Source organism: Roseibium sp. RP-7 (assembly GCF_053005225.1).
On the sequence record NZ_JBRKQA010000001.1, the window covers coordinates 2,819,098 to 2,839,016 of the forward strand.

Annotated in this window: 16 protein-coding genes and 1 tRNA gene; 5 read left to right on the forward strand and 12 right to left on the reverse strand. The window is 57.0% G+C overall.

Translation table 11 applies throughout. The features are described 5' to 3' along the window. The 3 genes from ACVDG9_RS12680 to ACVDG9_RS12690 form a co-directional block, all read right to left on the reverse strand. Entirely contained in the window at window positions 1-1,398 is a 1,398-nt protein-coding gene (locus ACVDG9_RS12680) for a pyruvate dehydrogenase complex E1 component subunit beta (RefSeq protein ID WP_447238129.1), read from the reverse strand. Between the two features lie 14 nt (window positions 1,399-1,412). Next, entirely contained in the window at window positions 1,413-2,462 is a 1,050-nt protein-coding gene (gene pdhA / locus ACVDG9_RS12685; RefSeq protein WP_022998568.1) for a pyruvate dehydrogenase (acetyl-transferring) E1 component subunit alpha, read from the reverse strand. A 175-nt stretch (window positions 2,463-2,637) separates the two neighbouring features. Further along, window positions 2,638-2,931 carry an FtsB family cell division protein gene (locus tag ACVDG9_RS12690; RefSeq protein WP_022998567.1) on the reverse strand — a complete coding sequence of 98 codons (294 nt, stop codon included), beginning with the start codon at window positions 2,929-2,931 and terminating at the stop codon, window positions 2,638-2,640. Between the two features lie 171 nt (window positions 2,932-3,102). Here ACVDG9_RS12690 and ACVDG9_RS12695 point away from each other — a divergent pair, with 171 nt between their 5' ends. Continuing rightward, window positions 3,103-3,759, forward strand: a complete 657-nt coding sequence (locus tag ACVDG9_RS12695) for a protein-L-isoaspartate(D-aspartate) O-methyltransferase (RefSeq protein WP_447238130.1) — start codon at window positions 3,103-3,105, stop codon at window positions 3,757-3,759. Between the two features lie 238 nt (window positions 3,760-3,997). Here ACVDG9_RS12695 and mfd read toward each other — a convergent pair whose 3' ends face one another. Then, complete coding sequence (gene mfd, locus ACVDG9_RS12700; RefSeq protein WP_447238131.1) at window positions 3,998-7,483, reverse strand: transcription-repair coupling factor; 3,486 nt, start codon at window positions 7,481-7,483, stop codon at window positions 3,998-4,000. 17 nt (window positions 7,484-7,500) lie between these two features. Next, window positions 7,501-7,818: an FAD assembly factor SdhE gene (locus tag ACVDG9_RS12705; RefSeq protein ID WP_022998564.1), complete on the reverse strand. Its 318-nt coding sequence runs from the start codon at window positions 7,816-7,818 to the stop codon at window positions 7,501-7,503. Window positions 7,819-8,049: 231 nt separating this feature from the next. Between ACVDG9_RS12705 and recG the strand changes: the two genes are divergently transcribed. Next, a complete protein-coding gene (gene recG / locus ACVDG9_RS12710) occupies window positions 8,050-10,152 on the forward strand; it encodes an ATP-dependent DNA helicase RecG (protein WP_447238311.1) in 2,103 nt (700 codons plus the stop codon). 143 nt (window positions 10,153-10,295) lie between these two features. On the opposite strand, the gene ACVDG9_RS12715 is transcribed toward recG, so the two are convergent. Beyond that, window positions 10,296-11,033 carry a DUF502 domain-containing protein gene (locus ACVDG9_RS12715; RefSeq protein WP_055654395.1) on the reverse strand — a complete coding sequence of 246 codons (738 nt, stop codon included), beginning with the start codon at window positions 11,031-11,033 and terminating at the stop codon, window positions 10,296-10,298. 122 nt (window positions 11,034-11,155) lie between these two features. Here ACVDG9_RS12715 and ACVDG9_RS12720 point away from each other — a divergent pair, with 122 nt between their 5' ends. Next, window positions 11,156-11,575: a YbaN family protein gene (locus tag ACVDG9_RS12720; protein WP_062488708.1), complete on the forward strand. Its 420-nt coding sequence runs from the start codon at window positions 11,156-11,158 to the stop codon at window positions 11,573-11,575. A gap of 9 nt (window positions 11,576-11,584) precedes the next feature. Here ACVDG9_RS12720 and ACVDG9_RS12725 read toward each other — a convergent pair whose 3' ends face one another. The 3 genes from ACVDG9_RS12725 to glmU form a co-directional block, all read right to left on the reverse strand. Further along, window positions 11,585-12,025, reverse strand: a complete 441-nt coding sequence (locus ACVDG9_RS12725; protein WP_289806441.1) for a GNAT family acetyltransferase — start codon at window positions 12,023-12,025, stop codon at window positions 11,585-11,587. 3 nt (window positions 12,026-12,028) lie between these two features. Then, window positions 12,029-13,855: a glutamine--fructose-6-phosphate transaminase (isomerizing) gene (gene glmS / locus ACVDG9_RS12730; protein WP_447238132.1), complete on the reverse strand. Its 1,827-nt coding sequence runs from the start codon at window positions 13,853-13,855 to the stop codon at window positions 12,029-12,031. A gap of 117 nt (window positions 13,856-13,972) precedes the next feature. Beyond that, the gene (gene glmU, locus ACVDG9_RS12735) at window positions 13,973-15,328 is read right to left on the reverse strand and encodes a bifunctional UDP-N-acetylglucosamine diphosphorylase/glucosamine-1-phosphate N-acetyltransferase GlmU (RefSeq protein ID WP_447238133.1); all 1,356 of its coding nucleotides are present in this window, start codon (window positions 15,326-15,328) and stop codon (window positions 13,973-13,975) included. A gap of 182 nt (window positions 15,329-15,510) precedes the next feature. Here glmU and ACVDG9_RS12740 point away from each other — a divergent pair, with 182 nt between their 5' ends. After that, entirely contained in the window at window positions 15,511-16,776 is a 1,266-nt protein-coding gene (locus tag ACVDG9_RS12740) for a hypothetical protein (RefSeq protein WP_447238134.1), read from the forward strand. 70 nt (window positions 16,777-16,846) lie between these two features. Here the strand turns inward: ACVDG9_RS12740 and ACVDG9_RS12745 are convergent, their stop codons facing one another. From ACVDG9_RS12745 to ACVDG9_RS12755, 3 genes are all read right to left on the reverse strand, one after another. Beyond that, entirely contained in the window at window positions 16,847-17,587 is a 741-nt protein-coding gene (locus ACVDG9_RS12745; RefSeq protein WP_447238135.1) for a cytochrome c biogenesis CcdA family protein, read from the reverse strand. Between the two features lie 126 nt (window positions 17,588-17,713). Next, window positions 17,714-18,766, reverse strand: coding sequence for a TAXI family TRAP transporter solute-binding subunit (locus ACVDG9_RS12750; RefSeq protein WP_447238312.1), 1,053 nt, complete (start codon window positions 18,764-18,766; stop codon window positions 17,714-17,716). Window positions 18,767-19,125: 359 nt separating this feature from the next. Beyond that, window positions 19,126-19,419: a hypothetical protein gene (locus ACVDG9_RS12755; RefSeq protein ID WP_031268452.1), complete on the reverse strand. Its 294-nt coding sequence runs from the start codon at window positions 19,417-19,419 to the stop codon at window positions 19,126-19,128. 371 nt (window positions 19,420-19,790) lie between these two features. Between ACVDG9_RS12755 and ACVDG9_RS12760 the strand changes: the two genes are divergently transcribed. Then, a tRNA-Lys gene (locus tag ACVDG9_RS12760) sits at window positions 19,791-19,866 on the forward strand. The last annotated feature ends 53 nt before the right edge of the window (window positions 19,867-19,919 follow it).

Below are 19,919 nucleotides of genomic sequence, written 5' to 3' on the forward strand. Positions count from 1 at the left end.
TCAGGCGGTGTAGGTTACGGCTTTGACCGCATCGATGACTTCACCAACGTTCGGCAGAGCCAGCTTTTCCAGGTTTGCAGCGTAAGGCATGGGAACGTCCTTGCCGGTCACGCGCAGGATCGGTGCGTCGAGATAGTCGAACGCCTTTTCCTGAACCTGGTAGGCGATTTCCGATGAAACGGAGCACATCGGGAAGGCTTCTTCGATCGTCACGATCCGGCCTGTCTTGCGGACGGACGCCAGCACGGTGTCGATATCCAGCGGACGAATGGTGCGCAGGTTGATGACCTCGGCCGAGATCCCCATTCCGGCCAGCTCTTCAGCCGCCTTGATGGTGTAGGTCATGCCGATGCCCCAGGAAACCAGCGTCACGTCCGTTCCGCCGCGTTCCACCTTCGCCTTGCCGATCGGCAGAACGAAATCGTCCATGTCCGGGACTTCGAAGGAATGACCGTAGAGGATTTCGTTTTCCAGGAAGATGACCGGGTTCGGGTCGCGAATTGCTGCCTTCAGAAGGCCTTTTGCATCCGCAGCCGAATACGGCTGGACCACCTTCAGGCCCGGCACGTGGGCGTACCAGGAAGCGTAATCCTGTGAATGCTGGGCACCGACTCGCGCCGCGGCACCGTTTGGTCCACGGAAGACAATCGGAGCACCCATCTGACCGCCGGACATGTACAACGTCTTGGCGGCGGAGTTGATGATCTGGTCAATCGCCTGCATGGCGAAGTTGAAGGTCATGAACTCGACGATCGGCTTCAGACCGGCCATCGCTGCCCCGACGCCAAGACCGGCAAAGCCGTGCTCGGTGATCGGCGTATCGATGACACGCTTGGCGGAAAACTCGTCCAGCAGGCCCTGGGTGATCTTGTAGGCGCCCTGATACTCCGCAACTTCCTCACCCATGATGAAGACGTCCGGATCACGGCGCATTTCCTCTGCCATCGCATCACGCAAAGCTTCGCGAACGGTGGAGGACTTCATTGCCGTTCCGGCCGGAATTTCCGGATCGTCAGCAGTTTCAGGCGCAGGAGCAGCAGGCGTCGGAGCGGAGGCAACAGCCGGTGCGCTGGAGGCTTCTGCAGCCGCAGGGGCTTCAGGGGCCGCAGCGGCGGCTGGCGCGGAAGCTGCGGTGTCGATGGCACTGGCGTCTTCGCCCTCGGCCAGCAGAACCGCAATCTTGGCGTTCACCTTGACGTTGTCGGTTCCTTCGGCAACCAGGATTTTTCCAAGCGTGCCTTCGTCAACCGCTTCCACTTCCATGGTGGCCTTGTCGGTCTCGATTTCGGCGATCACATCGCCTGCAGAGATGGTGTCGCCCTCGGCCTTCAGCCACTTGGCGAGCTTGCCCTCTTCCATAGTCGGCGAAAGCGCCGGCATCAAAATGTCAATCGGCATGTTGTCCCCCGGCCTTAGAGCAGAATGTCGGTGTAGAGTTCAGACACATCCGGTTCCGGATCCGTCTGTGCAAATTCGGCAGCTTCCGCGACCCTGGCCCGCACATCCTTGTCGATGGCCTTGAGGTCGTCTTCGGATGCCCAACCCTTGTCCATGAGGCGCGCACGCACCTGTTCGATCGGATCATGTTCGGTCCGCATCTTCTGGACTTCGTCCTTGGAGCGGTATTTCGCCGGATCCGACATCGAGTGGCCGCGGTACCGGTAGGTGATCATTTCAAGAATGAACGGCCCCTTGCCTTCACGGCACCATTCCAGAGCTTCAGCGGAGGCTGCCTTGACTGCGCGCACATCCATACCGTCGACCTGCTTGCCCGGAATTCCGAAGGAAGCACCACGCTGGGAAAGATCTGTGGTGGCGGAAGCGCGGGCAACGCTGGTGCCCATGCCGTACTTGTTGTTCTCGATCACGTAAACGACCGGAAGCTTCCACAGCTCGGCCATGTTGAAGCTCTCGTAGACCTGACCCTGGTTGGACGCACCGTCGCCAAAGAAGGCCATCGCAACGTTTCCGTTTTCACGGTATTTGTTCGCGAACCCGAGGCCGGTGCCAAGCGACACCTGTGCACCGACGATGCCATGGCCGCCATAGAAATGCTTCTCCTTGGAGAACATGTGCATGGAGCCGCCCTTGCCTTTCGACAAGCCACCGCGACGACCGGTCAGTTCCGCCATCACGCCTTTCGGATCGAGATCCATTGCCAGCATGTGGCCATGATCCCGGTAACCGGTGATCATCTGATCGCCGTCTTTCTTGGCCATCTGCATACCGACGACGACAGCTTCCTGTCCGATATACAAATGACAAAACCCGCCGATGAGGCCCATGCCGTACAGTTGCCCGGCTTTTTCCTCAAAACGTCGGATCAGAAGCATTTCGCGGTAAGCGTGAAGTTCTTCGTCCTTATCGAACTCGGCGATCGCAGGCTGCGCCTTCTTGGCGGAGCTGCGTGTCCGGCTGGTGCTCTTGGAGCTAGCGGAAGTGGTCTTTGATGCTGTGGCCATAACCCTCATCTCGGCGTGACGTTTCCCCTAAGATAGGTAGGAGCAACTTATCCGGTTGGGTCTGTCAATCCAATCCACGCATCTCGCACTGCAACAACAGCATCAAAGCATTGTTGATACTACAGAATTTTATATTTAACCAGATTATTGTTAATGCAGCAAAATCAACTGAAATTCAGTTCATGCTGTAACGATGACCCGGCCTGAGAACAACCAGCTCGTCAGGATGCACCAGGTTGAGATTGAGCCTTGCGCGCTCATCGAGCATATCAGGATCGAGGCTCTCCGGCCGAAGCAGACTAACCCTTGAGACGAGCTCCTGACGCTGGGCGGTCAAGACAGCCAATTCACCTTCAAGTTCGGAAACCTGACGCTCGATCATTGCTCGGCCAACCATACCGAGCTCACCGCTCATCGCATGGAAGCCAAAGTAACCAAGCGCAGCAATGGCGATTGCAGGCGTGATCAATCGACGGAGAAATGACTGTTTTCGCTGACGGGTAGCTGCTCGGGGCACTCTTTGGACCTTAACGCTGATACACTGGCCTCTTGGTTCTCTCACTATGCGGATTTAGGTTTAATAGAGTCTTGAGACAGCCAATCAAATGCACGGTAAATTTGTGTCCGGCGAGAGCAGCCCATGGATCAGTGGACGACCGCACGCGCAGAAATGGTTGAGCAGCAACTGCGCAGGCGCGGTATTAGCGACAAACGAGTTCTGGCCGCCATGGCCAGTGTGCCGCGCCATATCTTTGTTCCGGAGAGCGAGGTAAACCGAGCCTACTGGGATGGGCCTTTGTCCATAGGATATGGCCAGACAATATCCCAGCCCTATGTTGTGGCTCTCACTTGCGAACTGCTTGAAATCAGCGAAAACGCGAAGGTTTTGGAGATCGGGGCAGGTTCTGGTTACGCAGCTGCTGTGCTTGGAAATCTCTCTCACAAAGTCATTTCGATCGATCGACTTCAGGAGCTCGTCAGCCTTTCCAGGGAAAATCTGAAACGGGCAGGTTGCAGGAACGTCGAGGTTATTTGCGCCGACGGAACACTTGGCTGTCCGGCGGAAGCCCCTTTTGATGCCATCGCAGTTGCGGCGGGAGCGCCGGCTGTCCCCGATTCTCTCAAAAAGCAACTCAAGGTAGGCGGCCGACTGGTGATTCCGGTTGGCAGGTCAAAGCGGCAGCAAGATCTCATCCGGATCGAAAGACTTTCCGAAACCGAGTTCAAAACAGATAATCTCGGTGCCGTCGCCTACGTACCTCTGGTGGGCGCCGAAGGATGGACGGATGCGGGCTGAGGCCTGTCGGGTGTCAACCGCCAACATCAGGTATCCCGGCGGCCCCTTCAATTGGTTCAAGCGTTGTTACAGAAAAACTCTGTAAAACAGGAAGTTACTCTGGCTTAGGGCCACCAGCTCGTCCATCGCGAACACCTCGGTCCACCGGATAACCACATGTTCAGTGCGATATTGGGCTGGCCCCTGCTCGGGTCCACGCCCTCGTTCCACACGTTTGAGCGAGCCGGCGAACTCTGCCTCAGGCGGCTGCCAGGCGCGCCAGTTTGGTCAGCACCGTTGCGGTCCCTTTCAAACGTGCGTCGGTTTTATCCCAATCGCGCGTCAGGACCACCTTCTGATCCGGTCGGATCTTCGCAAGGACACCCTGCTCGGCAATGTAGGAAACCAGACCGGCCGGATTGGAGAATTCGCTATTGCGGAACGTGATGACGATCCCTTTCGGCCCGGCATCGACCTTCTCGACATTGGCCTTGCGGCAAAGCCCCTTGATGAAGACGATCTTGAGGAGATGCTGCACTTCTTCCGGCAACGGCCCAAAGCGGTCGATCAGTTCCGCGCCGAAGGAATCGATTTCCTCCGCCTCGGTGACATCGCCCAAACGGCGGTAAAGCTGCAGACGCAGTTGCAGGTCGGCGACGTAGTTTTCCGGGATAAGCACAGGCGTGCCGATGTTGATTTGCGGCGACCACTGCTCGTCGCCAAAATCCGCGCCACCATCCTTGAGCTGGGCAACCGCCTCTTCCAGCATCTGCTGGTACAGTTCAAATCCGACTTCCTTGATATGCCCGGACTGCTCCTCGCCAAGCAGATTCCCGGCCCCTCGAATGTCGAGATCGTGGCTGGCCAGCTGGAAGCCTGCACCCAACGTTTCGAGAGACTGAAGGACTTTCAATCGGCGCTCGGCAGTCGCTGTCAACGTCTTGTTCGCAGGAACCGTAAAGAGCGCGTAGGCGCGGGTCTTGGACCGGCCGACACGACCGCGCAGCTGGTAGAGCTGTGCAAGGCCGAACATATCCGCCCGGTGCACGATCAACGTGTTCGCGGTCGGAATATCCAGCCCGGATTCAACGATCGTTGTCGACAGCAGGACGTTGTATTTGCCCTCATAGAAGGCGTTCATGACGTCTTCCAGTTCCCCCGGAGGCATCTGGCCGTGGGCAACCGCCACTTTCAGTTCAGGCACCTGATTTTCAAGGAACTCGAGGCGCTCTGCAATGTCGGCAAGGCGCGGACAGACATAGAAACTCTGCCCGCCTCTGTAATGCTCGCGCAGAAGGGCCTCTCGAACCACCAACGGATCGAACGGCGAAACGAACGTGCGCACTGCCAGCCGGTCCACCGGCGGCGTTGCGATCAGCGACAGTTCGCGTACCCCCGTCAGCGCAAGCTGCAAGGTCCGCGGGATCGGTGTCGCCGATAGGGTCAACACGTGAACGTCCGATTTCAGCTCTTTCAGCCGTTCCTTGTGCTTGACCCCGAAATGCTGCTCTTCGTCGATGATAAGCAGGCCGAGATCCCGGAATTCGATGGACTTGCCCAGCAACGCATGGGTGCCGACGACAATATCGACTGATCCGTCCGTGATGCCTTTCTTGGTCAGGCTCAGTTGCTTGGTGGGCACCAGGCGGGATGCATGGGCTACGTTGATCGGCAAGCCATGAAAGCGCTCGGAGAAGGTCTTGAAGTGTTGACGGGCCAAAAGGGTCGTAGGTACCACCACCGCAACCTGGCGCCCGGACATGGCGGCAATGAAAGCTGCACGAAGTGCCACTTCCGTCTTGCCGAATCCAACGTCGCCGCAAACCAGCCGATCCATCGGCCGCCCCGAAGACAGATCGTCGAAAACCGCGTCGATCGCTGTAAGCTGATCGTCTGTTTCCTCGTAGGGGAATCGCGTCGCGAACTCGTCGTAGACGCCTTCCGGTGTTTCCACCACCGGCGCGGTCTTGAGAGCGCGTTGAGCTGCTGTCTTGATCAGGCCGTCGGCGATTTCCAGAATGCGCTTCTTGAGCTTGGCCTTGCGTGCCTGCCAGGCACCGCCACCGAGCTTGTCGAGTTGGGCTTCCTGGTCTTCCGAGCCATAGCGGGACAGAAGCTCGATGTTTTCGACCGGAAGATAGAGTTTGTCGCCACCGGCATATTGAAGTTCCAGGCAGTCATGCGGCGCGCCGACAGCTTCAATCGTTTTCAGACCGATGAACCTGCCGATACCGTGGTCCACGTGAACGACGAGATCGCCTTCCGAAAGGCCCGTCGCTTCGGTAATGACGTTGGCGCCCTTGGACTTGCGACGCGACTTGCGAACCAGCCTGTCGCCGAGAATGTCCTGTTCGCCGATGAAGACGACGTCATTGAGCTCAAAGCCATGCTCGATGCCCAGTACACACAGCGCAGTTGTCTTGGCGGGAAGTTCCTCGATGTCCTTCAGCGTGTCCGCATTCTTGACCGCTCCAAGACCATGGTCTTCAAGAATCTGGCCGAGTCGGTCGCGCGAACCTTCCGACCAGCAGGCAATCACCGTGCGTTTGCCCTGCTTTTGCAGTTGGCGCACGTGAGTAGTCAGCGCGTCAAAAATGTTGATGTCGCCCGCTGCCCTTTCGGCAGCAAAACTCCGGCCCTGACGCCCACCCAGTTCGACAATCGTCTTGCCGCTACCTGGCGGCGGCGTAAAGGGATCAAGTGCGGCGCTTGCGCGGTCGGCGACAGCTGCACGCCATTCCTCTTCGGTGACATAGAGACTGGCCGGTTCCACCGGCATGTAAGGCACCGTTCCGGCGCTTGTCCCCATTTCGCGCGCTTCCTGACGTGCACGGTAGTATTCCGTGACCTGGTCAACGCGTTCGCGGACTGCGTCACTCATGCTGGTATCCAGCACGACAGGCGTGTCGCCGATGTAATCGAACAGACTTTCCAGTCGGTCGTGGAACAGTGGCAGCCAATGCTCCATACCTGCGTATCGGCGACCGTCACTGATCGACTGATAGAGCACGTCTTCTCGGCTGGCTGCGCCAAAATTGGCCAGATAGGAACGACGGAAGCGGGAGATGGCTTCCTCGGACAATACGACCTCGCTCATCGGAACCAGGTCAAGGCGTTTCAGCTGTTTGGAGGTTCTCTGTGTTTCCGCGTTGAATGAGCGGATCGATTCAAGGGTATCGCCGAAGAAATCGAGCCGCACGGGCTCCTCCGCTCCAGGCGCAAAGAGATCGACAATACCGCCACGAACAGCATATTCGCCGGTTTCACGAACGGTCGGGGTCCGCGAAAAGCCGTTCATCTCCAGCCATGTGGAGATCGCTCCCATGTCGACCCGGTTACCCGGTGCCATGGAGAAGGTCTGGTCGGCCATGAAAGAGCGCTCGGGAACACGCTGAAGTGCCGCGTTGAGCGTTGTCATCAGCACGGTTTTCTTGCCGTCCGTCATGCCACGCGCAAGTTGGCCGAGCGCCAGCAGGCGGCGTGCACTGATCGCAGAATTGGGCGAAACGCGGTCGTATGGCAGGCAATCCCAGGCGGGCAACTGCAGGATTTCGACCTCTGGATCGAAGAACTGAAGTGCTTCGCTGACCATGGCCATGCGCGTTGCGTCGCGGGCGACAAATACCAGGGCAAGGCCCTGCGCTCGGGATTCGGCAAGCAGCCTTGCAAGAGCGTAGCTTTCGGCCCCATCCGGAACGCCGGCAAGCGTCACGTTGGCCTGATCCTTCAGCAGGCTGTCAAACACAGCTGGCGTCCTTGTTGTTATCTGCCGAACCCGGCCGGACCGGCGGCTTCATGATAGGCAATGATGCGGCGGTAAAGCGGACCGTCCCACTCCTGCGGCAAGGGCTTGCGACCTGTCATCCAGGCGTACAGATCCTGGTCATGCGCTGTCAGCAAGTGCTCGAGTTCCAGGAGTTCTTCTTCCGTAAGGCTGTCGATCTTGGCATCCGCGAATCCACCCAACAGCAGATCCATTTCCTTCATGCCCCGATGCCAGCACCGAAACAGTATTTTCTTGCGCCGGGAATCCCGTTCGCCACCATTGATATCGACGTGTGCGCCGGACATTTCGGACATGAGAAACAGACCTATGAGAAGCTGACCGGCCTTTAGGCAAAGGCAGTATTGTTTTCGCCGATATCGGCCGGACGAGTGATTTCGTGTCGGTTATATAGCGCCAGAGAACGAGCTTGTCAGCGCCCAGTTCACAGAATGTTCTATTTGTTGCGCAGCGCTCCGCCTTCGTGGCAGAACAGGGGTTCGTGATACCGAATGCCCTCCCGTCTCTCGAAGGTTTACACGCCGAACATGCGCCCGCCGGTCCTCGATCCCCTGTTTGCCCCGGTTTCGACTTTGCCTGGAATCGGACCAAAGATCGAAAAGCTGGTGTCCGGCCTCGTCGGCAGCCAGCCGGACCGTAACGCGACCGTTGCTGATCTGCTTTTTCATATTCCTCATAGCCTTATAGACCGGCGGCACCGTCCGGGCATCGCCTATTCGGAAAATGGCGACATCGTCACACTGGATGTCACCATCGGCCGGCACATGGCGCCCCCCCGGCATTCGAAAGCACCTTACCGGATCAACGCCTACGACGAGACAGGTCAGATCACCTTTGTCTTCTTTCACCCGCGCCGTGACTGGCTGGAGAAAACTTTTCCCGAAGGCGAACGAAGAATCGTTTCAGGCAAGGTCGAATGGTTCAACGAGCGCCCTCAGATGGTGCACCCGGACTATTCGCTGAAACCTGAGGAAGCGGAAGAAATGCCGGCGATCGAACCGGTCTATCCGTTAACCGCCGGTTTAAGCTCCAAAACCTTGCAAAAGGCTGTGCGGGCGGCTGTCGACCGTGTGCCTCACCTCCCGGAATGGCTGAATGACGCCCATCTTCACCAGACTGGCTGGCCGGATTTCGCAGAAGCCTTGAAGACACTGCATGCACCGCATGAACGCAACGACATCGACCCCGCCTCCCCCTTCATGCAGCGGCTCGCCTATGACGAGCTGCTCGCCAGCCAGTTGGCTCTTGCCATGGTGCGGGCACACATGCGTACGCTTGGCGGAATATCGCGAAGCCCCAAAGGGGAACTGCAAAAAGCGGTGATAGCGTCACTGCCGTTTCAATTGACCGGCAGTCAGGCAAAAGCGATCGAAGAAATAAATGAAGACCTCGCCAAACCAGTACGCATGTTGCGACTTCTGCAAGGCGATGTCGGCGCTGGTAAGACCGTCGTTGCGCTTGCCGCCCTGGCACAGGTGATAGAAACCGGTGCGCAAGGGGCCCTGATGGCGCCGACGGAAATTCTCGCCCGCCAGCACTACGCGTCGATGTTGCCACTGTGCGAAAAGGCAGGCATTCGCCTTGCCCTGATGACCGGAAAGGACAGCCAGAAGGAACGTCGCCTTCGACAGGAACAGTTGGACGCAGGTGAGATCGACCTCGTGGTCGGCACCCACGCCCTTTTCCAGGGAACCGTGACCTTTCGCAATCTGGCCATGGTCGTCGTAGACGAGCAGCATCGCTTTGGTGTGCATCAACGGCTCGCCCTCTCGGCCAAGGGCAACGGCGTCGATGTTCTGGTCATGACCGCCACCCCTATCCCGAGAACGCTCGTGCTGACAGGCTTTGGCGACATGGACGTGTCGCGCCTGACGGACAAGCCCGCGGGACGCAAGCCCATCACAACCGTATCAGTGTCTCTGGACCGCTTGGACGAGATCATTGGCCGGGTTGGTGCAGCGGTCGCCGACGGACAGAAGGTTTATTGGGTATGTCCACTGGTGGAAGAATCCGAAAAGATCGACCTGGCCGCCGTTGAGGAGCGTCACCGGGTTCTGGAACATGCTCTTCGGCAACGCGTCTCACTGGTCCACGGCCGCATGAACGCCGACGAAAAAGATGCCGCAATGGCAGACTTCAAGTCCGGCGCAACCAAGGTGCTGGTGGCAACAACCGTAATTGAAGTCGGCGTCGATGTGCCCGATGCCACCATAATCGTGATCGAACACGCCGAACGTTTTGGCCTCGCGCAATTGCACCAGCTGCGAGGCCGTGTCGGACGGGGTGACAAGCCTTCGTCCTGCGTCCTTCTTTACAAGGGACCGCTTGGAGAAACGGCTGGCGCGCGCCTCAACATCATGCGCCAGACCAACGATGGTTTCCTGATCGCGGAAGAAGATCTGAAGCTTCGCGGCGGTGGTGAAATTCTCGGTACCCGACAGTCCGGCACGCCAGGTTTTCGTATCGCACGCGCCGACGAACACGCCGATCTGATGGAAGTTGCACGCGACGACGCGAGACTTATCCTTGAACTGGATCCGGATCTGAAAACCAAACGCGGCGAAGCTCTGCGGTGTCTTTTGTATCTGTTCGGCCGCGATGCCGCGATCAGGCTCCTCAGGGCCGGCTGACAAGTTCGAACAGCAGCAAGTCAATACCCAGGTGTCGGCACGACTACACCAGCAGCCATTTGAGCCAATCGTACGTAAGTCGGCAAGGACGCCTGACGACGTAGGGCAAAGCGAATAATGGATTAGATTGCTTGCTAACGCACTCAGGCGTCTTCAGAGCTTCTCACCCGCTCCAGCTGCGCCGGATCGACAATATCGTCTGCGAGAATTTCCGGATATTTCGGATTGACCAGACCAGCCGAGATCACGAGCTTTGCGGCATCTTCGACACTCATGTCCAGTTCAATCACATCTTCCTTCGGAACAAACAGCAGAAAGCCCGATGTCGGGTTCGGCGTGGTCGGCAAGAATACGGAAAGTGTATCGGCCTTGTCCTTGAGCCGGCGCTCCACTTCGCCCTTGGTGTCGGTGGAGATGAACACAATCGCCCATAGACCTCTGCGTGGATACTCGATCAGCGCCGCTGTGGTAAAGCTGCTTCCGCGTTGATCAAGCACCGTCTCAAAAATCTGCTTCAAGCCACTGTAAATATTACGAACAAGCGGCATGCGACCGACGATTTTTTCGCCAACCGATATAAGACTGCGCCCAAGGAAGTTTGCTGCAAGAAAGCCGACGACCGTGAGGACAAACACTGCAACAATGAGCCCGAAACCGGGTATCGGAAACGGCAGGTAGGTGTCCGGATTGTAGATCTTGGGTACAAACGGCTTGACCCAGCCGTCCACCCATTTGATGAAGGTCCAGGTCAACCACAGGGTAATGCCGATCGGGCCGGCGATGACCAGCCCTGTCAGGAAGTAGTTGCGAAGACGTGTTGCCGCACCCGGCCGATGGCCTATCTTGTGCGCGTCTTCTGCTTTATGTTTGTGTCGGCTCATGGGTTAAACCCGAAACTTCCCTGTGTGTGCTCGTCTTTTCAACTGACCCGCAATTAGATAAGCATCTTTATCGCAGTGCGGTATCCTTCGCTTGATTTATTTTTCAGCGATGTATTCAAATTATGCCGGATTTGGAGGCAGTGTTGCGGCGGACCACGTTCAAACTTCTGGGAACCGGATGTGTCGGCCTCGGGATTGTCGGTGCGTTCCTTCCCATTCTGCCGAGCACGATCTTCTTCATCCTTGCCGCTGCCTGTTTTGCCAGATCCTCTCCCGCACTTGAGGCGCGCATCCTCAACCACCCTATCTTCGGTCCGCCAGTGATTGCCTGGCGCGAACATGGCGCAATCCCGCCGAAGGCAAAGATCTTCGCCATTTCCGGAATGACCTTCGGATATTGCGTCTTCTATCTTTCAGCCCATCCTGACCTGTGGCTTGCCATAGGTGTCGGACTGTTCATGATCGGCTGCGCAGCCTACGTCCTGTCTCGTCCATCGGGCCCGGGCAACACCCCTCCCGACGGTTGCAAGGATCCGTCATAGGTCGACGGGCTAAATGTCTGGAATAAGCCGTTTTCCAAGGGAAACAGCGCTTTCCTCCGCATATCCGAGTTGTTCGTAAAACCGCAGAACCTTGTCGTTGTCCTGACGTACCATAAGGTTGATCTTCGGACAGCCCTGCGCAATCAGAAATGCCTCGCAGCGGCTCATCAGCATTTTCCCAAGGCCCACCGTCTGACATTCGGGATCGACTGAAAGATAGTTGATCGACCCGCGGTGGCCGTCATACCCGGCCATGACGGACCCGATAAGCCTGTCCCCGCGCAGAAGCACGAAGAAGGCTCCGTTTTCGTCGGTCTGCTTGCGGTCGATGTCTTTGTCCGGATCATTCCACGGGCGCGTCAGACCACATTTCTCCCAGAGCGCAATGACGTCAGCCCTGTACCGCTCCTCGAAGGGCAAAACCCGATCTTGCGTGCTTGTGCTGTCCATGGACTATTCAACCGTCACGGATTTGGCCAGGTTCCTCGGCTGATCGACATCGGTGCCCATGAAGACAGCCGTGTGGTAGGCAATGAGCTGAACAGGCAACGCGTAGATGATCGGCGCAACGATATCCGACATGTCCGGCAGAATGACGGTATTTTCGGCCGCATTGCCACACTCCGACGCACCGCGCTCGTCTGTGATGAGCACGATCCGTCCGCCGCGCGCGGCCACTTCCTGCATGTTGGAAACGGTTTTCTCGTAAATCGCGTCAAAGGGCGCGATCACGAAAACCGGCATGTTTTCATCGATGAGAGCTATAGGACCGTGCTTGAGTTCCCCGGCAGCGTAGCCTTCTGCGTGGATGTAGGAGAGCTCCTTGAGCTTCAGCGCGCCTTCCAGTGCAAGCGGGAAATTGGTTGCCCGGCCGAGGTAAAGTGCATTGCTTGCCTTGGAGAGCGGATGCGCCAGTTTCTCGATATCGCTTTCACGGGCCAGGGCCTTGAGAGCGAGGCTCGGCACTTCGATCAATTCCGCGACAAGCTCCTGCTCCCGCTCCGGCGTCAGCACGCCGCGCTCCCGTCCGGCCTGCAGGGCAAGACCGGCGAGCACCGCAAGCTGACACGTGAAGGCCTTTGTCGAGGCAACGCCGATTTCAGGTCCGGCAATTGTCTGGAAAACCCTGTCGGCTTCCCGGGCTATCGTGCTTTCCGGAACATTGACGATCGCGCCGATCGTGGCACCATTCGTCTTGCAGTAGCGCAGTGAGGCGAGCGTGTCTGCAGTTTCGCCAGACTGGGAAATGACCAGCGCCGTGTCCTTGTCGCTCACCGGTGTTTCGCGATAGCGGAACTCGCTGGCGATATCGATCTCTACTGGAAGGCGGGCGTATTTCTCGAACCAGTATTTGGACACCAGACCGGCAAGATACGCTGTTCCGCAGGCCGTAATGATCAGGCGCGACAGGTCCTTGAACTTGAGTTTGTCAGCCCCTTCCACGCGGGCCCGCTTGGTCGTGTAATCGAAATAGCGTGACAGCGTATGGCCCAGCACTTCCGGCTGCTCGTGGATTTCCTTGGCCATGAAATGCTTGTAGTTGCCCTTGTCCATAAGACTGGAGGTGACAGACGACCTTGCTTCCGGACGCGTGACAGGCTGGTTCGCCTGATCGAAGATCTCAACACCTGCCCTAGTGATGACAGCCCAATCGCCCTCATCAAGATAGGTAATCCGGTCGGTAAACGGCGACAGGGCGATGGCATCGGACCCGAAGAACATTTCCCCGTCTCCATGCCCGACAGCAAGCGGCGATCCTTTGCGGGCACCGATAAGAAGATCTTCCTCACCGGAAAACAGCATCGCCAATGCAAAAGCACCCTTCAGGCGCGGCAGAACCTGTGCAACAGCATCGCGAGGAGAAAGTCCCTTGGCCATCGCCAGATTGACCAGATGGGCCACGACTTCTGTGTCGGTTTCGGTATCCAGCACGGCGCCGGCAGCGACGATTTCCTCTCGCAGTTCCAGATAGTTTTCGATGATACCATTATGAACGACGGCAACCGAGCCGGCCTGGTGCGGGTGGGCATTGGCAACAGTTGGTGCACCGTGTGTTGCCCACCGTGTGTGACCGATCCCGGAGATGCCTGTCAGGGGCGACTTTTCGAGAACAGCTTCAAGATTGCGCAGCTTGCCTTCCGCCCTGCGGCGCACGATGGCACCATCCACCAATGTGGCAACGCCAGCAGAATCATAGCCCCGGTATTCCAGCCGCTTCAGCGAATCCACGATCCGCGGCGCCGCATCAACCGTTCCCAACACGCCAACAATACCACACATGCAAAAAGCCCTTTAAAAATGGATCCAACGGACCGCACTGCTTTAGACGACAGCGCCTGCCAACCAGAAATCAATCCCTGTTTCATTAAATGACAAGGGTCGAGAATTGTATGAAAGTCAGGATTTGGTTTCCTTGGCAGCCTTCAGCCGCTCCCGCAGCTGTTTTGCCTTGCCTTCCTTGACGATCTGCCGAGCACGGCCAAATGCCATGGAATCCTGGTCCACATCGTCGGTGATCACGCTTCCGGCAGCGACAAAAGTCCCGCTGCCAAGGCTGACCGGTGCCACCAGCGTGGAATTGGAACCGACAAAACTGCCCGCACCAATCTCTGTCCGGTGTTTCAGGTAGCCGTCGTAATTGCAGGTAATCGTGCCAGCACCAATGTTCGACTTCGAACCGACACTGGCGTCGCCGATGTAACTGAGATGATTGGCCTTGGCACCATCTTCGAAGGTCGTGTTCTTGACTTCGACAAAGTTGCCGACACGGGTGTCGGCCCCCAGAACCGCGCCGGGCCGCAGACGGGCATAGGGGCCAACAGCGCTATTTCTGCCAACGGATGCTCCCTCAAGGTGACTGAAGGCGCGGATCCTTGCTCCGCTTGCGACCCTTACCCCCGGGGCGAAGACGACATTCTGCTCTACGACCACATCAGATTCCAGAACGGTATCATGCGAGAAATACACCGTGTGCGGTGCAAGCAATGTGCAGCCGTTTTCCAAAGCGAAATTACGCATACGAACCTGGAAATCCTCTTCACAGGCAGCCAGCTGAGCACGTGTATTGATACCTTGCGTTTCGACTTCCGAGCCGGAAACCGCAACAACCTTCAAGCCCCTGCTGTTGGCGATTTCAACCGCGTCCGTCAGGTAAAATTCGCTTTTGGCATTGGCATTGCCAATCGCATCCAACAAAGAAAGTGCATGCTGCCCCGAGAAACCCATGATTCCGGAGTTGCAGAACGTGATCCTCCGTTCTGCGTCCGAGGCGTCCTTTTCTTCCCGAATGGCAACCAGTTGCCCGTTATCGGTCAACAACCGGCCATAGCCGAATGGTTGTTGGGTTTCGAACCCAAGCACGGCCAGATCTGCGCCATCCGACAAGGCCCGTCGAACTTTGCCAATCGTGTCTGCCGTCACCAGTGGAGTGTCGCCGAACAGGATCAGGACATCGTCCGAAGGCGAGGCCAGCGCAGACCGGGCGGCAAGCGCCGCGTGAGCCGTACCCAGCCTCTCGTGCTGGACATGACAATGCGCTTCCGGCGCAAGGTTTTGAACCAGCTTTTCAAGCTCGGGCATATCTGGGCCGGTTACGACGGAAATTCGGTCAGAGCCAGCCTGTTTCAGGGCCTTTACCACATGCCCGACCAACGGCAGTCCGCCGATCTCATGCATCACCTTTGGCAGGTTGGATTTCATCCGGGTGCCGAGTCCGGCGGCCAGAACAATCGAAAGGCAAGAACGGGAAGTCATCAAAGATCCACTGTCAATTTTTCGGGCATCACCCACACAAGTCGGCCTCTATATGCCCCGATCCACAGAACATTGAAAGATCTGACTTCCTGAGTGCTTCGGTTTGCTTTTCATTAACCATAATGCACACCTGATGAGGTATCTTCTTTGAGATTCGGTTTCAGGCTCGGAAAGCAGGACTTTTGGCAAAACGGAAGGCACAAAAATCTGTTCGGGACGTTGTCCGGGATACGTTCACGCCTTCGCGTGTCGGCCTGCTTTCCTGGGCATTTGCGGCCGTTTGCATGGGAACTGTCGGCCTTGCTTCCTATCAGTTCAGCAACGCTCACGGCCAGTTCACACCGAAGTTCGATTTCCCGACGGGAATAACTCTGCCCCCGATCGGAAGCGTGGGTTCAACTGCCTCCATCACGTCACCTTCCGCCAGAGGGGTGCCAGTAGAAGTCATGCAGTTGCCGGAAGATAGCGATCACGCCCCCCTTCCCGGCCTGGACCAGAGCCAAATCGCGGTGCTGCAGAAAGAAATCGTCGGGTTGCGTCGACGCCTTAGCGCACTTGCCGAACAAAATCTTGCGTATTCGCGCCGCATCGCTGCACTGGAGAAGGAAGCTGCTTTTTCCAGGCTTTCTGAAACGGGAAATACCGACAGAGACAGCGGCGAACCAGTGGAACCGAGCCCGGGCATCGTCCGCACCGAGGTGACGGAAAAACTGGAAAAACCACTTCCCGTCCCCGTAGCGTCGCCAAAAGCAAAACGCGATGCTTCAAAGCTGAACCAGACGACTTCTGTGGCACCAGATCAGGCGGACATCAAGAATCAGGTTCCAACGCCGGCCCTTGATGTTCCCAAGGTGCCCCCCCGGATGGTCAGCATCGATTCCGGAACCGCTCCAGTCGACGCGCCTACCCGAAGTTTCAATCCTGCCGAACCGGTCCGGATAGTCGACCTGCCAAGGGTAGATCTGCCCGCGCCAGGTGGCGAACCCCAAGCGACAGGTTCAATACCCTTGGCTGTTGAAGACAATACGCCTTCTACACCGCCCTCGCCGGAGCCGTTCGACGCAACACCTACCCAGACGACAAGTCGACCTGCGGTTATCACGCCTTCCAGTCCCGCCGGACGGCTTCGCGGTGGCGGTGACAGCAAACTGAAGCGAAGCGATTTCGGAGCGATTATTGGTCACTACAGCTCAACTGCTGCAGCAGCAAAAGCCTGGGGCGATTTCAAGAATCAAAATGCGGAACGCATGCGTGACCTTCGCCCGCTCCTGATGGAACGAAATACGCCTCAAGGCGGTATTGCCTTGATGGTCGGACCGTTTGCCAATGCGGCGGACGCTGCCGTTGCGTGTCTTCACCTGTTGGATGTGACTGAGCTCTGTCACCCGGCCCTGTTCGCGGGTGACCCGCTCGTGACTGCGGCGGAATTTCGCGACACGGCGTTTTAAGGCAACCTAATCTCGTTAGATTTCAGTCGGTCGATGCAATGCGCCAAGGCGAAGAACCTTGGCGCTGCGTTTACCCGATGGTCTGCAGCGCGGGGAACGTTTCCAGGAGCCAATAGGACAAGACCGCCATCTGCCCGGTCAGGAACATGACCCCGGTCAATACGAGAACGCCGCCCATGGTCTTTTCGACGACACCCATGTGCTTGCGGAACCGCCGCATGAACTTGAGAAACGGCGAAGCGAAAAGCGCTGCAATCAGGAACGGGATACCGAGGCCGAGTGCATAGGCGCTCAAGAGCAAGGCTCCCTGCCCCACCGTTTCTTTTCCGCCAGCGACAAACAGAATGGCAGCCAGTATTGGGCCGACACAAGGTGTCCAGCCAAAGCCGAAGGCAAGGCCGATGACATAGGCGCCAAGCGGACCCGCAGGCTTTTTCTCCACGTGAACACGCGCTTCCTTGTAAAGCAGGCCTATGCGGAACACGCCAAGGAAATGCAGGCCCATAACGATGATCGCGGCGCCGGCGATGTAGCTCAGGTAATCGAGATAGGCGCGAATGAACTGGCCAAGAAAACTGGCAGTCGCCCCCAGCAAAACGAACACGGTTGAAAAACCAAGCACAAAGAACAGGGCACTCAGAAACACCCGACGCGATGCAGCCGAGCTGTCTTCTGCTTCACCTGATAGTTGCTCCAGCGAAACGCCCGCAAGGAACCCCAGATAAGGTGGCACCAACGGCAGAACGCAAGGCGAGACAAAAGATAGGACACCGGCAAGTGCGGCGCCTATGATGGTGACTTCCTGGATCATTCGACATTCCGGTTGTTCAGGCAGCCCACCGGCAATCCGGCGAGGCTCGGAGCGACCTTATTAGCCGCTTCCCCGCTTTGACCAAAGACACAAGGTGCTCACCATTTGGAGAGCTGTGAACACCGGTCAGTTTGCCTTAGCCGGTGCGGTTGCGGGCACTAGGCCTTTTTCCTGAAAATAGGTCAATGCGCCAGGATGTAGCGGCGCCGGCATGCCGTAGGCAACCAGGTCATTTTCGGTCAGGCGGCCAAGTGCGGGATGCAGACGCTTGAAGCTGTCGAAATTTTCGAAAACCGCTTCTACGAGTGTTGTCACGATCGGTTCCGGCATGCGCGCAGACGTTACGAAGGTCGCGACAACGCCGAAGGAATCCACTGGCTGCGAAAGACCATAAAGGCCCGCAGGGATGTCGGCTGGCATGTAATAGGGAACTTCTGTCAAAAGTTCGTCAACCGCCTTGCCATCGATACCAATCAGACGAATATCGCAACGAGCCTGAGTTTCCTCGATCAACGCAGCCGGATGACCTATCAATTCGAAATAGGCATCAATTCTGCCTGAACAAAGCGCTTCAGACAGCTCCGATGTCTTGAGCTCTTCAAGATCTTCCTGATCACTCTGCGTCCAGCCAAGGCCGCTGATCAGTGCGTTCCAGGAAGCAGCGGACCCCGATCCCTTGCTGCCGATATTTATCTTTGCCTCTTTCAAATCATCGAAGACCCGATAAGAAGATTCGTCTCGAACGACGATCGTTGCGACTTCGGCATGAAGTGAAAAGATGGAGCGTAGCTCGTCAAATGGCCCGACCTCCTCAAAGGCAGAGGTCCCGAGAAAAGCGTGATGCTGCCAGTCGGACTGCACATAACCAAAATCGATTTCACCGGAACGAATCTTATCGATATTGGCAATTGACCCCAGCGTGGTTTCGACTGAGCAACGAACGCCGTGGTCGGCGCGTGTCATGTTGACGATCTTGCAAGTCGCCCCGCCGGACGGATAGTAGACGCCGGTAACGCCGCCGGTGCCAATCGTGATGAAATGCTGTTCATCCGCACGCACGCCAGCGATTGCACCGCTCATAACCAACAATCCCGCGCCCAGAAGTGCGGTAAGACGGCTGCATGCGGTATTGGAACCGGACAACTGGCGCGTAAAGCACTGCGTCGCTACGAGGGTCACCAGAGACTTTGCCAAATGTTCCGCCCTTCTGCCGCCGACAAATATGGCGGTATTCTTCAACAACTCGGCTACACACCGTCTGCAACAACCCAGAATCGGGCGCTGCAGTGCGACTCCTGCACATCTGGCTGCCGAGGCACCCGCAAGATTACGCAATGTCGAAGGGATAGCAAAGGCGACGCGTCAACACCAGTTCGGGACGATAGGTTCAATCACAAGTTACCGAGCCCATGACCGGACCGATAGCGCAAACAGTTTGAAAAAATTTCTGATCAGAACAAATTTCGATTGAACAAATGCTACGGACGAGAATATGCCACGGTCCCCAACCCCTTGGACCGGCCATACTCCAGACAGCGTCAGTTGTTTCGCCCTCCCCGGATTACCTCAAAGAGCTTCCCCTTTAGCTCTTCTTCAGCATCACCGTCGCGAAGGCCCTGCCGCCACTGGTCAAGGATGAGACGCAAGCCGAGCGTTTCCCGGCTATGCGGTAGGTCTCCGATAAACGACGCGAAAAACAGGTCGAGCCGTTCCCGGTCGATCAAGCCCTGGTCGATCAATCCGTGAATCAGCGTCATCGTCGCCGCGATGTGCCCTTTCACGAAATCGAACTCGACGGAGCTCGTGTGGGTGTCGATTGTCGTTGTGTGCATGTAACCTCTCATGTGCCTGATAACGTTACCTCACATAGCTTTATTGCGCTACCTGACAGTTTTCGCAGGAGAATGATCGTTATTTTCTTAGAAGCGAAAATTAGCAACTAGAGTTAAAAAGAGTAAAATCTACTGTACTTGATAATACCATCAATCGAAGGACCGTTGTTGCTAATAACATGTGCGAGAATTCACCATTTCCCGAATTTGGTTGTGTGTTTTCAACAGTGACCACTGAACAACGCTGTTTTTTGCTACCCTGTTGAAAAAATCGATTTTGCCTCTTGCATTGTCCTCAAGGTCGGCCTAAACACACGCCACCAACGCGGTGGCGCTGCAAAAACGCGCTGAACCGCTTCGGAAATTGGTGAGAGCCGATAGCTCAGCTGGTAGAGCAACTGACTTTTAATCAGTAGGTCCAGGGTTCGAACCCCTGTCGGCTCACCAATATTTCCAAAAGCTTAGCCTTAAAAATTTTAAGCTTGTAGTATCCACCGCTT

Coding starts and splice junctions, on each gene's coding strand:
- recG (WP_447238311.1), top strand. CDS start 8,050: ATGCGCCCGCCGGTCCTCGATCCCCTGTTTGCCCCGGTTTCGACTTTG.
- ACVDG9_RS12695 (WP_447238130.1), top strand. CDS start 3,103: ATGGATCAGTGGACGACCGCACGCGCAGAAATGGTTGAGCAGCAACTG.
- glmU (WP_447238133.1), bottom strand. CDS start 15,328: ATGACTTCCCGTTCTTGCCTTTCGATTGTTCTGGCCGCCGGACTCGGC.
- ACVDG9_RS12715 (WP_055654395.1), bottom strand. CDS start 11,033: ATGAGCCGACACAAACATAAAGCAGAAGACGCGCACAAGATAGGCCAT.
- glmS (WP_447238132.1), bottom strand. CDS start 13,855: ATGTGTGGTATTGTTGGCGTGTTGGGAACGGTTGATGCGGCGCCGCGG.
- ACVDG9_RS12720 (WP_062488708.1), top strand. CDS start 11,156: ATGCCGGATTTGGAGGCAGTGTTGCGGCGGACCACGTTCAAACTTCTG.
- ACVDG9_RS12755 (WP_031268452.1), bottom strand. CDS start 19,419: ATGCACACAACGACAATCGACACCCACACGAGCTCCGTCGAGTTCGAT.
- ACVDG9_RS12725 (WP_289806441.1), bottom strand. CDS start 12,025: ATGGACAGCACAAGCACGCAAGATCGGGTTTTGCCCTTCGAGGAGCGG.
- ACVDG9_RS12680 (WP_447238129.1), bottom strand. CDS start 1,398: ATGCCGATTGACATTTTGATGCCGGCGCTTTCGCCGACTATGGAAGAG.
- ACVDG9_RS12745 (WP_447238135.1), bottom strand. CDS start 17,587: ATGATCCAGGAAGTCACCATCATAGGCGCCGCACTTGCCGGTGTCCTA.
- ACVDG9_RS12705 (WP_022998564.1), bottom strand. CDS start 7,818: ATGTCCGAAATGTCCGGCGCACACGTCGATATCAATGGTGGCGAACGG.
- pdhA (WP_022998568.1), bottom strand. CDS start 2,462: ATGGCCACAGCATCAAAGACCACTTCCGCTAGCTCCAAGAGCACCAGC.